At 36.5% G+C, this 14,711-nt stretch carries 12 protein-coding genes; all 12 read left to right on the top strand.

From position 1 onward, the window contains the following. Window positions 1–11: 11 nt before the first annotated feature. Window positions 12–3,074, top strand: a complete 3,063-nt coding sequence (locus tag BW926_RS04595; RefSeq protein ID WP_076444627.1) for a TAT-variant-translocated molybdopterin oxidoreductase — start codon at window positions 12–14, stop codon at window positions 3,072–3,074. A 25-nt stretch (window positions 3,075–3,099) separates the two neighbouring features. Then, window positions 3,100–4,497 carry an NrfD/PsrC family molybdoenzyme membrane anchor subunit gene (gene nrfD, locus BW926_RS04590; protein WP_076444625.1) on the top strand — a complete coding sequence of 466 codons (1,398 nt, stop codon included), beginning with the start codon at window positions 3,100–3,102 and terminating at the stop codon, window positions 4,495–4,497. Beyond that, entirely contained in the window at window positions 4,484–5,005 is a 522-nt protein-coding gene (locus BW926_RS04585) for a DUF3341 domain-containing protein (RefSeq protein WP_027371993.1), read from the top strand. The genes nrfD and BW926_RS04585 overlap by 14 nt, the downstream gene beginning before the upstream one ends. A 1-nt stretch (window position 5,006) precedes the next feature. Next, complete coding sequence (locus BW926_RS04580; protein ID WP_076444623.1) at window positions 5,007–5,705, top strand: c-type cytochrome; 699 nt, start codon at window positions 5,007–5,009, stop codon at window positions 5,703–5,705. A gap of 8 nt (window positions 5,706–5,713) precedes the next feature. Beyond that, window positions 5,714–7,045, top strand: coding sequence for a quinol:cytochrome C oxidoreductase (locus BW926_RS04575; RefSeq protein WP_076444621.1), 1,332 nt, complete (start codon window positions 5,714–5,716; stop codon window positions 7,043–7,045). A 152-nt stretch (window positions 7,046–7,197) separates the two neighbouring features. Beyond that, the gene (locus tag BW926_RS04570) at window positions 7,198–8,211 is read left to right on the top strand and encodes a hypothetical protein (RefSeq protein WP_076444619.1); all 1,014 of its coding nucleotides are present in this window, start codon (window positions 7,198–7,200) and stop codon (window positions 8,209–8,211) included. 50 nt (window positions 8,212–8,261) lie between these two features. Then, window positions 8,262–9,461 carry an NTF2-like N-terminal transpeptidase gene (locus BW926_RS04565; RefSeq protein WP_076444617.1) on the top strand — a complete coding sequence of 400 codons (1,200 nt, stop codon included), beginning with the start codon at window positions 8,262–8,264 and terminating at the stop codon, window positions 9,459–9,461. A gap of 1 nt (window position 9,462) precedes the next feature. Continuing rightward, a complete protein-coding gene (locus BW926_RS04560; protein ID WP_076444615.1) occupies window positions 9,463–9,999 on the top strand; it encodes an adenine phosphoribosyltransferase in 537 nt (178 codons plus the stop codon). Between the two features lie 248 nt (window positions 10,000–10,247). Then, window positions 10,248–10,943 carry a YfgM family protein gene (locus tag BW926_RS04555; RefSeq protein ID WP_076444613.1) on the top strand — a complete coding sequence of 232 codons (696 nt, stop codon included), beginning with the start codon at window positions 10,248–10,250 and terminating at the stop codon, window positions 10,941–10,943. A gap of 7 nt (window positions 10,944–10,950) precedes the next feature. Further along, window positions 10,951–11,469: a 6,7-dimethyl-8-ribityllumazine synthase gene (gene ribH, locus BW926_RS04550; protein ID WP_076444611.1), complete on the top strand. Its 519-nt coding sequence runs from the start codon at window positions 10,951–10,953 to the stop codon at window positions 11,467–11,469. 183 nt (window positions 11,470–11,652) lie between these two features. Further along, window positions 11,653–13,737, top strand: a complete 2,085-nt coding sequence (locus BW926_RS04545) for an LTA synthase family protein (RefSeq protein ID WP_076444609.1) — start codon at window positions 11,653–11,655, stop codon at window positions 13,735–13,737. A 78-nt stretch (window positions 13,738–13,815) separates the two neighbouring features. After that, window positions 13,816–14,667: a KPN_02809 family neutral zinc metallopeptidase gene (locus BW926_RS04540; protein WP_076444607.1), complete on the top strand. Its 852-nt coding sequence runs from the start codon at window positions 13,816–13,818 to the stop codon at window positions 14,665–14,667. Window positions 14,668–14,711 lie beyond the last annotated feature (44 nt).

The following is a 14,711-nucleotide window of genomic DNA, read 5'->3' as shown; positions in this document are numbered from 1 at the left end:
TAGAAGTATAAATGGCTTCAAACAAAATACAATTCAGAAGTATTCATGAACTTAAAGATCCGGCTTTGAACAATAAGCTGGCTCAGAAAGAGTTCCAGGAAGAAATTCCGGTAGAAGATTTCCTTGAAGATGCGGAAAAGAACGGTTCTGCCACTTCAAGAAGAGATTTCTTAAAACTATTAGGTTTCTCTACTGCAGCCGTAACATTAGCTGCCTGTGAAGCTCCGGTAATCAAAACGATTCCTTATGTGGTAAAGCCGCATGACATCATTCCGGGGATTCCGAACTATTACGCTTCAACTTATTTCGACGGTTTCGATTTTGCAAGCGTTTTAGTAAAGACAAGAGAAGGAAGACCTATCAAAATTGAACCAAACCCGGCAGCCGGCGATTTAGGTAAAACTAACGCAAGAGCTCAGGCAAGTGTCCTTTCTCTTTATGATAACGATAAAGTAAAGCAGCCTAAACTTGAAGGTAAAGACGAAACTTTCGATAAAGTAGATAGTTTTGTGATCAAAGGATTGGAAGAAGCCAAAGCTGCAGGTAAAAGAATCGTATTATTATCACATTCTTTTGCATCTCCTACTTTCAAAAAATTATTTGCTGATTTTAAAGCTAAATATCCTACGGCAGAATTAGTAACTTATGATGCTTATCCTTATGCTGCTGCATTAGACGCAGCTCAGGAAGTTTTCGGAACAAGAGCATTACCGGTTTATGATCTTAAGGGAACTGAATTGGTGGTTGCATTCCAGGCTGATTTCTTAGGAGACTACAATGCGGGAGGGCTAGAATCTTCTTACGCAGTGGCAAGAACTCCGGGAAAAAATATGTTGAGACACGTTCAGGTTGAATCCAATATGTCTTTAACAGGAGCTAATGCTGACGAAAGAATCAGATTAAAGCCAAGTGCAGTAAACAAAACATTGGTTGAAGTTTACAATGCAATCGTTGGTGGTGGTTCATCAGATAAAATGGCTAACGAAATTGCTAAAGAATTACAGGCAAAAGGCAGCAAAGCTGTTGTTTTCGCAGATGGTTCTAAAGGTGCTCAGGTTTTAGCTCATTTAATTAACCAAAAATTAGGTTCAGTAGCTTTCACTGGTAAAGCAAACTTCCTAAAAGATTTCGATAAAGCAAGATTCGAGGAATTCATTGGATGGGTAAACGGAGGACAGGTTGGTGTATTGATCGCTAACAATGTAGATCCAATTTACTCTTACAACAAAGGTGAAGATTTTAAAAAATCTTTATCAAAAGTTCCTTACGTAATCGCAGTTGCTGATAAGAAAAATGAAATGTACAAAGCAGCGAAAGCTGTAATTCCTGTAGCCAACTGGTTGGAGTCTTGGGGTGATATTGAGCCCCAAACAGGAGTATATTCATTAATGCAGCCTACGATCCAGAAAATCTACAAATCAAGACAGATCGAAGAATCTCTATTGGTTTGGAAAAATGGTAAAAATAATGCTGCTAATAACTACTATGATTATTTAAAAGCGAATGCTTCTTCTATTTTAGGAGGAACTTCTTTCAACAAAGCCTTATATAACGGCATCAATGTTTCTTCAAATGCTACAACATTATCGTATGTAGGAGGAAACGGTGCTCAGGCAGTTGCTGAAGTAAGTGGTTTCAAACCTTCAGATCTAGAATTGGTATTATATACTAAGACAGCAATGGGAGACGGAACTCAGGCAAACAACCCTTGGTTGCAGGAATTACCTGATCCGATCACAAGAATGTCTTGGGATAACTACTTGACAATGTCTCCGAAAGACGCAGAAAGATTAGGTATTGATAACGATCTTAACGCGAGAATGCAGTTGGACGGTTCTATCGTAAACCTTACTGTAAACGGAGTTACAATAAAAGATGTTCCTGTATTTGTACAGCCGGGACAAGCGGACGGATCTGTAGGTCTTGCACTTGGTTATGGTAAGAAAAACTCAGGAGCAACAGCTGATACAGGGGTAAATGCTTATCCGTTATTCGATGGTTCTAACTTAGTTGTTTCTAATGTTAAAATCGAGAAAACAGGAGAAGACCACGAATTTGCGGGTATCCAGCTTCAAAATACATTAATGGGACGTTACGAAATTGCTAAAGAAGTTCCTTTGGCTGATTTCTTAAACGTAGCATTTGATGATGAGCACAACGGATGGAATAAGCCTTTGGAATATCATACGATCAGTGGAGCTCTTCCTGCAAGAAAAATTGATCTTTGGGATGCTTTTGATGATACGGACGGACCTCATTTCAACCTATCAATCGACCTGAACTCTTGTACTGGTTGTGGAGCATGTATTATTGCTTGCCAGGCAGAAAACAACGTTCCTGTTGTAGGTAAAGACGAGATTAGAATGTCGAGAGATATGTACTGGTTAAGAATCGACCGTTACTATTCTTCAAGACAAAAAGTCGAAGTATATGAAGGATTAAAAGAAGGAATGGCAGTTCCTGAATTATACGGAACAGCATTCAACAAAGAAGGGGGTGCATTGAACCACCCTGCTGATAATCCAGATGTAATCTTCCAGCCGGTAATGTGTCAGCACTGTAACCACGCACCTTGTGAAACTGTATGTCCTGTAGCGGCTACTTCACACGGTAAGCAAGGTCAAAACCACATGGCTTACAACAGATGTATCGGTACTAGATATTGTGCAAACAACTGTCCTTACAAAGTAAGACGTTTCAACTGGTTTACTTATAATCTGAACGACAAGTTCGATTTCAACATGAATAACGATCTTGGAAGAATGGTTCTAAACCCAGACGTAGTGGTAAGAACGAGAGGGGTTATGGAGAAATGTTCAATGTGTATCCAAATGACTCAGACTACTATTCTTGAAGCTAAAAAAGAGAATAGAATCGTGAAAGACGGAGAGTTCCAGACAGCTTGTTCTAAAGCTTGTTCTACAGGTTCTATCAAGTTTGGAGACATGAATGACAAAGAATCTGAGGTTAGAAAGCAATATGCTGACAACAGAAGATATTATTTACTAGAAGAGATCGGAACAAAACCAAATGTGTTCTATCACACTAAAGTAAGAAACAGAGTAGAAAAATAAAGTTTAAATAATAAATAGGTAAAAAATGTCAGGACATTACGAAGCTCCGATAAGGGAACCTCTAATTATTGGTCACAAAACTTATCACGATATCACAGAGGATATTGCACGACCTATCGAAGAAAGAGCAGGTAAATTATGGTGGATTTCATTGTATGCTGCCTTAGTTCTATTCTTATATGGGTTCGGTTGTATCGCTTATACTATCGGAACAGGTATTGGAGCATGGGGACTTAACAGAACTATTAACTGGGGTTGGGATATCACCAACTTCGTATGGTGGGTAGGTATCGGTCACGCCGGAACACTTATCTCCGCAGTATTATTATTATTTAGACAGAGATGGAGAATGTCTGTAAACAGATCTGCAGAGGCGATGACGATCTTTGCGGTTGTACAGGCAGCAATCTTCCCTGTAATCCACATGGGTAGAGTTTGGGTAGGATATTGGGTATTCCCTTTACCAAACCAATTCGGTTCTCTTTGGGGGAACTTCAACTCTCCTCTACTTTGGGACGTATTTGCAATCTCTACGTATTTCTCAGTATCAACAGTATTCTGGTTCATGGGATTGATCCCTGACTTTGCAATGATCAGAGACAGAGCTAAAACTCCTTGGACTAAGAAAATTTATACATTCCTTGCATTCGGTTGGGGTGGTAAAGCAAAACATTGGCAAAGATTCGAAGAACTTTCTTTAGTTCTTGCAGGTTTGGCAACTCCACTTGTATTCTCAGTACACACTACCGTATCTTTTGACTTCGCAACTTCGGTTATTAAAGGATGGCACTCTACAATCTACCCTCCTTACTTCGTAGCTGGTGCGATCTTCTCAGGATTTGCAATGGTACAGACTCTATTGTTAGTTGCAAGAAAAGTTTGTCACTTGGAAGAATATATTACAATGTATCATATCGAAATTATGAACATCGTAATCATCCTTACTGGTGGTATGGTTACTGTAGCTTATGCAACTGAATATTTCATCGGATGGTATTCTGGATCCAGATTCGAAGACTTTACATATCTATCTCCAGGTGCTGCAACAGGACCTTATTGGTGGGCTTTCTGGTCATTAATTATCTGTAACCTTGTTGTTCCGGCTTCTTTCTGGTTCAAGAGACTTAGAACGAACATTATCTGGACATTTATCGTTGCATTGATCATCAATATCGGTATGTGGTTTGAGCGTTTTGATATCATCGTTATCAACCTTTCCAGAGATTACTTACCAGGATCTTGGACTATGTTTAAGCCAACGATCATTGATGTGGGTGTATACTTAGGAACTATCGGATTCTTCTCTGTATTATTCTTATTATACGCAAGAACATTCCCTGTAATTGCACAGGCTGAATTAAAATCGATTTTGAAAATCTCAGGTGAAACTTATAAAGCAAAAGAAGGAGATGAGCACCACTAAAATTGTATACGGACTTTATGCTGACGACGACGATTTAATGAACGGCGTTAAAGCATTCAATGATAAAGGAATCGCAATCAACGAAGTTTATACTCCGTTTCCGGTTCACGGGCTAGACAAAGCTTTAGGTTTAAAGAAAACTAGAATTTCTGATGCCGCTTTCATCTATGCTTGTTATGGGGTTACTATCGGTGCTACTCTTACTTGGTATGTGATGAATCACGACTGGCCTCAAAACATTGGGGGTAAACCAGCTTTCGACTGGGGACACAACATGCCTGCATTCGTAGTACCAATGTTCGAGCTTATGGTATTCTGTGCTGCTCACATGATGTCATTAACTTTCTTGGTAAGAAACAAAATGTATCCTGGAGCTCCTGCACAAAACCCAGACCCGAGAACAACGGACGATAAATTCATGATGGAATTCGTAACTGAGGATGTAGAATCTGTAAAACAGTTACTAATTGAAACTGGAGTTGAAGAAATAACTGTTAAAGACGCTTAAAATGAAAAAGAATGTATTAAGAATTACAGCAATTTTAGGTTTAACAACAGTTTTACTTAATTCTTGCGGACCAAAAGAAAACGTACCATTAGTATATTTTCCTGATATGTACTTCCCTGTAGCTTACGATCCATTGATGAAAGCTCAGGATGCATACTCAGATCATGAAAACGAAATCCCTGCTTTTGTTAAAAATAATTTTGCAACAGGTCTTTCTCCGGTAGAAGGATCAGTTCCACAAAACAAAGACGGCGTTTTTGAAGAAGGATTACTTCCGAAAAATGTTGATGAGTATAACGCAGGTTATAATGCTTCAAAAACAATAACTGCTTCTCCTTTGAATTCTGCTAATGCAGCTAAAGATATCGAAAGAGGAAAATTACTATTCGAAAAAACGTGTTCGGCTTGTCATGGTATAGGTGGAGATGGACAGGGACCAATTGTTCAATCTGGAGCATTCTCTGGTGTACCAAACTATGCAGACAGAGAAATTACTGTAGGATCTGTTCATTATGTATTAACAAACGGTAGAAACGCAATGGGTTCTTATGCGGGACAATTGAACGCAGGAGACAGATGGAGAGTAGCAATGTATGTGATAAGCGCCTTCAAAAAAGGAGCAGCAGCACCGGCAGCAGCTACAGCGACAACAACGGCGGAAGCAAAACCTGAAACTACTACTACCGAAACTAAAAAATAAGAAAAGAAATGTATAGTTTTTCACCAAAATTAAAATCAACTTCTATAATCCTTCTTGTTGTAGGTTTAGTTTTATTCGGTATTGGTTTCTTTATGAACAAAGGAATTTCTACTGAAAAAATAGAACAAATGATGGAGGCTGTTCATGCTTCTGGTCATACTGCTCCTACACATTCAAGTGAAATGGTAGGTCCTCAAGATCATGCAGCTCACCTAGAGCATGCTGAACTTCAGGTACACAACCAGCCTTTAGCGGCAATACATTTTGTAGCTGTATTTTTCTTCGGAGTTAGCTGTGCTGTACTGTTTTTCTACTGTATTCAGCATGCTGCTCACGCAGGATGGCCGATCATCATTACAAGAGTAATGGAAGCTATTGCTTCTTACATCCCTTACGGAGGTGCTATCTTGATCATCTTGATGATTCTGAACATTACTCACAACGCTCACTTATTCCATTGGATGGATCCTGATTTGACAGACCCAAATTCTGCTCATTTCGACGTGATCTTATTTGAAAAGAAAAGATTCTTAAATATACCTTTCTATGCAATAAGAACTTTCATCTATGTTTTAGGTGCTTCTTTCTTCTCTTGGAAATTAAAAGCTCAATCTAAAAAAGTGGATGAGACTAAATCTAAAGTTGAGTATCAAATGCTTTACAGATGGGCAGTAGGATATATCGCATTCTTCGGATTTGCTTCTGCAGCTTGGGCTTGGGACTGGTTGATGTCTATTGACCCTCACTGGTATTCTACAATGTATATCTGGTATTCAATGGTTAGTTGCCTGTCAAGTGGTATCGCAGTAATCATCTTACTAAGTGTTTATTTAAAGAAAAATGGTTTCTTACCTCAGTTCAATGATAATCACTTGCACGATTTGGGAGTATTCCTTTTCGCTACCAGTATGCTTTGGACGTATACATGGTTCGCTCAGTTCATGCTTTATTGGTATGCAAACGTTCCGGAAGAGGTAAACTATTTCTTTGGAAGATTCCAGCACTACTCACCTACTTTCTTACCAATGCTTATCGTTAACTTTTTGTTACCACTATTAGTATTAGTAAGCAGCAGCATCAAAAGAAACTATAAAGTTGTTACAACAATGGCGATAGTAGTTATCTGCGGTCATATCCTAGATTACTTCAACATGGTAATGCCGGGAACAGTAGGGCCATACTGGAACACTCCGGAAGTATTCTTGTTGGTAGCCGGAGCAATATTATTCGTAGCTGGATTATTCATGTTTACTGTACTTACAGCTTTATCCAAACTTAAGCTTATTCCTACAGGAAACCCATTCTTACACGAATCTGAAATTTATGAGTATCCTTTCTAAGGACTTGTAACAATAAATAAACAAAAAAGACTGATTGTAATAATCGGTCTTTTTTTGTGCTGTGCAGGGAAAAAATTTCCAGGCAACCTTATTCTTTTTGCTCGTCTTACAATTAAGGTCTAATTTTAATCAAGTAAATAAAACAAATTGTAATGGAAAAAAAAATTTCATTTTTATTCATTTTATTGATAAGCTTTTTCAATGCTCAAACTATCACCTTCATTTCCGAAAGAACTAATAAACCCCTTCCAAAGGTTTCAGTTTTTGGAAAAGATGGAAATATTCTGGCTTATTCAGATATTGATGGTAAAATTGATAAGCAATCCTTAAAACCGGAACAGGAGAAATTCCAGCTGATATACAACAACTTTCCGGTGGCCACACTTTCTTATGCGGATTTCAATCAGCATGTCATTAAAATTATTGATAATGTTAAAGATATTGAAACCGTTGTAATTAAAAACAGCAAACCTTCAAAATATATTTTTGTAAAGGGTAATTTTAATTCTTATGTCACTGTAAATAACAGATTGAGCAGTTTTACAGATGGGATTGTCACATATATTTTTGATAATAAAACAAAAAAGCTAAAAAGCTCACGCATTGAACAGTATAGGGTTTTCAGGTTGCAAAATCTTTTAGAAGACAGAAAGAAAACAGATTCTTGGGACTACAATACCTTCTTAAAAATTCCAGAAATAGAAGATGTTGCAAATATAGATGACTACAAAGAAAATAAAAAAACTAAATTCACACAGTTAAAGGGAGATCGAAAAGATGAAATAGAAATCACAGGAGAAGCTCTTCAAAAAAAGGAATTTGCATTATTTGGATACCGGTTTTTTGATTTTAAAAGCATCCTGAATATAGCTTATGAGAAAAATTCTCCGAAAACTATTAAAGACCTTTTGGAATATAATAAAATACTTTTCCTTCATCTTAAACATAAAACTGAGCCGAATTATAATACAATTATTGTTTATGAAAATTTTTACCCTACGGAAATCAGCTTTCGTAATGAGAATAATTTAGAGAAAATAAAATTTGACACCTATTCAAGCCATTATATTACAGAATATTGGAAAGACCCTGAATTTCAGAATATGCAGAATATTTTCAGTTCATACTTCGGAACTGATTTAAAAGAACAACAAAATGAAAAATAAAACCTTCTATTATTAAAGGTTTTATTATTTTTGTGCTAAACCGAACTAAAATGAAAAAGTTTTCTTTTATACTCATTCTCAGCTTATTGCCCTTCATGGCATGTAAGAAGGATCATGTAGATGCTAGCAATACAAAAACATTACAGTCGAGTATTAACGATATGACAGCAAGTCTTCCTACCATCAAGCAAATTAAATTTAATGAAGCCCTATATATCCTAAAAACTTTTGGAGTAGAAGCTGAAGGAGATATTGCAGAGCTAAAAGCTCTCGGACAACTGATTAACGGGAAGAAAGTTCCTGAAATCATGACTATGGCAGATCAGGTGGCTCAGAAAAACGGCATCGAATGGGCAAGTACAGCCCCTCCTTCATTAGGAGAGATGAATATCTTCGGAGATGACAAAGCAAAAGAAAGCGATCCGAATGACGTAAAAGCAAACTCATTAAGCATTATAACAAAACCTACCGGAGATGATGGTTCAGGAGCACCTACTGCCATACAGATTATTCCGAGATTGGTGGACAATGCAGGTAACCCAATAGCCTTTACAGGAGCCGGCCTTGAAGCAACTCTTGAAGTTTTTAGTAACGGAGTAAAGCTTTCTACCGCAAAAAACCTGATGCAGGATAATAATTTTAAAGGATTTAACTTAAAATTTTCTTCAATTCCTGCAGCAAAAGTTCTTGACAATAAGATCGACATTACTGTTTCGGTAAAAACGACGACGAAAACTTTTAAAATGACAAAAATCGGTCTGGATGTAAACTCTTCATTGTTAAAAATCCCTACTGCACCAAAAGTAGACTCAACAGCGGTAAAACAAGACCCTTCCATAATTGAACCAAATAATACAGGAACAACAACACCTTCATCCGCAGATCCTAATGCAACACCTACAACAACACCAGCCACACCAAAACAGCCTACCGCAGACCCTAAAAATGTCGTATCAGGATTTCTGAATAATGTAAGCTCTCAAAACCTAAAAGCAGCATACAGCTCATCAAGCAACCCAAGCTGGGGAAGCTATGAATCTTTTGCCAACCCTACCTCAGGATTCGGTTCAGTGAAAAATGTAAGCGTAAAAAACATTACAGCCAATGCAACGAATGCCAATATAGCCAGCGTAAATGCAACCTATGATGTAACCGATAAAAATGGAAAAACAACTTCCCTGAAAGTAACTTTCGGTCTTAAAAATGTAAACGGAGACTGGAAAATTTCCAGTTACAAAATCAATCCATAAGATGGCATCGCAGGAATTAATAAAAAAATTAGAGGAAACAATAGAAAATATTCCTGATTTTCCGATTCCGGGAATTCAGTTTAAAGACATTTCCCCTATTTTTTTAGATCCAAAGCTTTATGAAGATGTTATCGCAGACTTAATAACCTTCAGCAAAGGAAAAGTAGATGCAGTTTGCGGTATCGAAAGCCGAGGCTATCTTTTCGGAATTGCCATTGCGGTAGCTCTGGAAGTACCATTTATCTTAATCAGAAAAGCAGGAAAACTTCCACCTCCGGTGGTTTCAGAAAAATACTATCTAGAATATGGCAGCGCGATAATTGAAACCCGCGAAGGACAAATAAAGCAAGGACAACGGGTTCTGATACACGATGATCTTCTCGCAACAGGAGGAACTACAGAGGCCGCTGCAAAATTGGTTGAAAAGCAAGGGGCAACAGTCTCACAATTCAGCTTTCTGATTAGTTTGAAAGATTTGAACGGCGAGGAGAAATTAAAGAAATTCAATGCAGAAGTTTATCATATTTTAGAATATTAACTAAAAATATGGATGCTTCGGCAGGCTCAGCATGGCATCTCTAATACTATATGTATTAATATAAAGGTAAATTATTTGCATTGCCATGATGAGCTTGTCGAAACATTTTTTCCAATTGAAAATTGAAAATTCACTTACTCACAATTAACAATTCACTTCAATTCTTCAAATAAAATCAATAATAAACACAAAGTATTTTGTAAATCATTCAGAAACAATTAAATTTGCATTTCAATTTTTAATAATTTATGGCAAAACTTACAAACGAGCAAGAAGGTAAAGAAACAGTAGAGTTTTTCAAAGATCTTGACAGAGAAGCTCTAAACACAGAAAGATTTCTTGAAAAATATTCAAAACAGATAGGTATTGTTTTTGGTATTCTTATTTTGGCCGTTCTTGGTTTCTTCGGTTACAGACAATTCGTTGTAACTCCGAAAAATGCTGAAGCTGTAAAAAGCTTCCTTGCTGCACAAAAAAACCTTACTGATGGTAAAGATAAAGAAGCTTTGGGAGGGAAATCTGCCGCAAACCCCGGTTTTCTAGGAACTTATAATGAATATTCCGGAACGAATATTGGTAAGCTTTCCGCTTATAATGCAGGTATGCTAAAGTTCAAAGAAGGAAAATTCCAGGAGGCTTATGATCTTTTAGACGGTTTTTCATCTGATAATAAAACTTTGATGGCGATGAAGTACGGAGCAATGGCTGATGCAAAATCTGGCCTTAATAAGAACGATGAAGCTTTACAATTATTAGACAAAGCAGCCTCTGCAACTGAAAATCCTTACATTACTTATTATTTTACAAGGAAAGCCGGTATTTTAGCCTTAGGATTAAACAAAAAAGCTGAAGCTAAAAAGTATTTTGCTACAATTGACGAAAAATATCAGGACTACGACAACGGAATGTCTGATTCTTATATTGAAATGACTAAATATTACTAAACAAACAATGGCAACAGTTAATCTTTCTGATTACAAGCCACTTAATATAACCAATGCCGATGAATTTTCTATCGGCATTGTTTTTTCTGAGTGGAATGATTTTGTAACCTACAATCTTCGTGATGCAGCGCTGGAAATCCTTCAAAAAGAAGGTGTAAAATCTGAAAATATTAAACTTTTTCCTGTTCCGGGAGCTTTTGAATTAAACTATGCAAGCATGCAGCTTTGTAAAGAGCGTAAATATGACGCAGTAATATCCATCGGATGTGTGATAAGAGGAGAAACACCGCATTTCGACTATGTCTGCTCTGCTGTAGCGCAGGGAATAAAAGACTGCAACATCATGACAGATACTCCTACCATTTTCTGTGTATTAACAGATGATACCAAAGAACAGTCTATAGCAAGAAGCGGCGGCGACTTAGGAAATAAAGGAGTTGAAGCAGCAGTAACAGCTTTAAGAATGATAGATTTCAGGAAAAATCTTTCCGGGAAAAAAGGAAATATCGGATTTGGACATTCGTAATTTTACCAGATTTTATATAAAATATACCTTAAGAGATTGTTAATACAGATCATTTTTTATAAATATGAATATTTTAATTTTATTTTAAATATTTATAAAATTCTAATTAACGGCAAGTTTTAACTTTTTATCCCAAACAAATAGGTTTAAAAACTATATTTGTATAAATTAAAAATTTAGGTCATGTTATCTCAAAAAATAAAACCCTTCCTGTACCTGGCGGGATTTTATCTTATCATTTCTTTAATTGTGAGGATGATATTCTTTTTTCACCCCATTACTACCGTTAGTTTTGGCGTTTTTGAAACGTTGAAAATCTTACTCGTCGGGGTACTGAATGATGTTTTTGTTTTTATTTTAACATGTCCGTTTCTTGCGCTCTATTTTTTATTTTTATCAAACTCAAAATATCAGAAGCCTTATGGACAGATTATTTTAGGAGCTTTACTTCTGTTATTTTTATACATTCTTCTGATTCCGAACAATATTTTTAAACAATACGGAGGTTCTGTAGCAGAAATCGCGTTAGCTTTTATTGGGATAAAAGTAGTTTTCTTTTCATTAATGTTTTTCTTGCCTGAAAAGAGAAATAAAATAAGGAATATATTGTACTTCATTACTATATTTTTATATATTTTAATCATAGTTTTCAATGCGGTAAGCGAATATTTCTTTTATAATGAATTTGGTTTAAGATATAATTTTATTGCTGTTGATTACCTTATTTATACCAATGAGGTGATCGGAAATATTATAGAAAGTTACCCTGTAATTCCTTTATTTCTGGTTATTTTCGCTGTTGCAGGCTCAATCACTTTCTTCATTTTTAAAAAAACAAAAAAAGAGCTTCAGAATCTCCCAAATCTGAAACAAAAATTCATCCTGCTTGGAAGCTTTCTGGTTTTGGTAGGAATAAGTTTTGTGGGGCTTAATTTCACAACAAAAATTAAAGGAAGAAGCGTTTTTGCACAAGAAATACAAGCGAATGGACTTCCGAAATTCTATTGGGCATTTACCCACAACGAACTGGATTATTTCCAATTTTACCCCGAAATCAATCAGGAAAAAGCAGAAAAAATATTTTTAAGCCAGTTTTCACAGCCAGTCTTAACGAGAAATATCATTTCCAACAAGTCAGAATTAAAGAAAAATGTGGTATTGATTTCTATCGAAAGTTTATCCGCAGATTTTCTGGAACATTATGGAAATAAGGAAAAGATAACACCATTTTTAGACAGCCTTGCAGATCGTTCTCTAATGTTTACCAATCTTTATGCGACAGGAAACAGAACCGTCCGCGGTTTGGAAGCATTAACACTTTGCATACCTCCGACTGCAGGAGAAAGCATTATTAAAAGAGAAAATAATAAAAATAAATTTACGACGGGAAGTGTATTCAAATCAAAAGGTTATGATGTAAAATTTTTATACGGTGGATATAGCTATTTCGATAATATGCAGGATTTCTTTGTCGGAAATGGCTACGGAATTGTTGATAGGAATAATTTCAAGCCCGAAGAAATTACCTTTGCCAATGTTTGGGGCGTTGCCGATGAAGATATGGCTAAGAAAGCAATCCAGACCATGAATATCGAAGCAAAATCCGGAAAACCTTTTTTCAATCACTGGATGACAGTTTCCAATCATAGGCCTTTTACGTATCCGGATGGAAGAATTGATATTCCTGGAAATGCAAAATCCCGTGAAGGTGGCGTAAAATATACCGATTATTCTCTCCGCAAGTTCTTCGAAATGGCAAAAAAACAGGACTGGTATAAAAATACTGTTTTTGTAATCATCGCAGACCACTGCGCTTCAAGTGCTGGAGATACAGAGCTTCCGATGGATAAATACAGAATTCCAGCCATGATTTTCTCGGAAGGTTTTATTCAGCCGCAAAAATTCTCCGAAACCATCTCGCAGATTGATGTAATGCCTACTCTTTTCGGACTTTTAAATTTTAATTATCAGTCAAAATTTTTAGGCCAGGATGTTTTTGAAAAAGGATTTCAACCAAAAGCTTACATTGCAACCTATCAGGATTTGGGGTTTGTAAAAGATAATTATTTAACTGTAATTTCACCTTTGAGAAAAGTAAAACAATATGCTTTAACCCAACAAAAAAGCAGCTTAACATCTGAGTTTAATATTTATTATGATGAAAAATATTTAAAAACTCAAGACCAAAATAAAAACCTTGTTGATCAAACTATTTCAGCCTACCAATCTACTTCATACTGGTTGAAAAAAAATCAGCTTAATAGATAATTAATTATAAAATATTTTCTCCTTTCACAGAATGTATTCATTAAATTTCTAAATTTACATATAAAATAAATACAAACTATGAAATGGACTGACGACAGAGGCGGTAATGTGGAAGACAGACGCGGACTAGGCGGTGGAGCCGTTGTAGGGGGCGGATTGGGAACAATCATTATTGCTGCAATCATATTTTTTCTGGGAGGTGATCCCTCCGCAATTCTTTCATCCGGGGCAGATTCTGGCTCACCAAGAACGGAACAGAGAGAAATGACGGAAAGTGATAAGAAAATCGGCGAAATGGTTGACATGATGGGAAAATGGAACATTATTACCTGGAATCAGATTTTCAAAGAAAACGGAATGTCTTACACTCCTCCAAAAATTATTCTTTTCTCTGAAACTACACAATCAGGGTGTGGAACAGCACAATCTGCAATGGGGCCTTTTTATTGCCCGGCAGATCAATCCGTTTATATGGATATGAGTTTTTTTAATGAGCTACAACAAAGATTTGGAGCTCAGGTTACAGAATTCACCGTAGCTTATGTTTTAGCTCATGAAGTAGGACATCACGTACAAACTCTTTTAGGAACAACGCAAAAAGTAGATCAGTTGAGAAGAAGCGGAAGATATTCTGAAGCCGAAATGAATAGGGTTTCTGTAGCAACGGAACTCCAGGCAGATTTTTATGCCGGAGTCTGGGCTAAAAGAACAGATTCGGAAAAACACATTTTAGAACCCGGAGATATCCAGTCTGCCATAGAAGCTGCCGAAGCTGTTGGAGACGATAACATCCAAAGAAGATCGCAGGGGTATGTCAATCAGGAAAGCTTCACCCATGGATCCTCCGCACAGCGTAAAGAATGGTTCATGAAAGGCTATAATACCGGAGACATCAGAGAAGGCGATACTTTTAATCAGCTTTTAAAATAATGTAAAACATTATTAAAAAATTTACCCTGAAGAAATTCCTCAGG

Source organism: Chryseobacterium sp. RU37D (assembly GCF_900156075.1).
In the GTDB taxonomy this organism is placed as follows: domain Bacteria; phylum Bacteroidota; class Bacteroidia; order Flavobacteriales; family Weeksellaceae; genus Chryseobacterium.
The sequence above is the reverse complement of the archived record's forward strand: the minus strand, read 5'-3'. Positions and strand labels throughout refer to the sequence as shown.

What these genes read in the sequence shown, in the direction of transcription:
- BW926_RS04595 (WP_076444627.1), top strand. Translation starts at nt 12, where the DNA reads ATGGCTTCAAACAAAATACAATTCAGAAGTATTCATGAACTTAAAGAT.
- nrfD (WP_076444625.1), top strand. Translation starts at nt 3,100, where the DNA reads ATGTCAGGACATTACGAAGCTCCGATAAGGGAACCTCTAATTATTGGT.
- BW926_RS04585 (WP_027371993.1), top strand. Translation starts at nt 4,484, where the DNA reads ATGAGCACCACTAAAATTGTATACGGACTTTATGCTGACGACGACGAT.
- BW926_RS04580 (WP_076444623.1), top strand. Translation starts at nt 5,007, where the DNA reads ATGAAAAAGAATGTATTAAGAATTACAGCAATTTTAGGTTTAACAACA.
- BW926_RS04575 (WP_076444621.1), top strand. Translation starts at nt 5,714, where the DNA reads ATGTATAGTTTTTCACCAAAATTAAAATCAACTTCTATAATCCTTCTT.
- BW926_RS04570 (WP_076444619.1), top strand. Translation starts at nt 7,198, where the DNA reads ATGGAAAAAAAAATTTCATTTTTATTCATTTTATTGATAAGCTTTTTC.
- BW926_RS04565 (WP_076444617.1), top strand. Translation starts at nt 8,262, where the DNA reads ATGAAAAAGTTTTCTTTTATACTCATTCTCAGCTTATTGCCCTTCATG.
- BW926_RS04560 (WP_076444615.1), top strand. Translation starts at nt 9,463, where the DNA reads ATGGCATCGCAGGAATTAATAAAAAAATTAGAGGAAACAATAGAAAAT.
- BW926_RS04555 (WP_076444613.1), top strand. Translation starts at nt 10,248, where the DNA reads ATGGCAAAACTTACAAACGAGCAAGAAGGTAAAGAAACAGTAGAGTTT.
- ribH (WP_076444611.1), top strand. Translation starts at nt 10,951, where the DNA reads ATGGCAACAGTTAATCTTTCTGATTACAAGCCACTTAATATAACCAAT.
- BW926_RS04545 (WP_076444609.1), top strand. Translation starts at nt 11,653, where the DNA reads ATGTTATCTCAAAAAATAAAACCCTTCCTGTACCTGGCGGGATTTTAT.
- BW926_RS04540 (WP_076444607.1), top strand. Translation starts at nt 13,816, where the DNA reads ATGAAATGGACTGACGACAGAGGCGGTAATGTGGAAGACAGACGCGGA.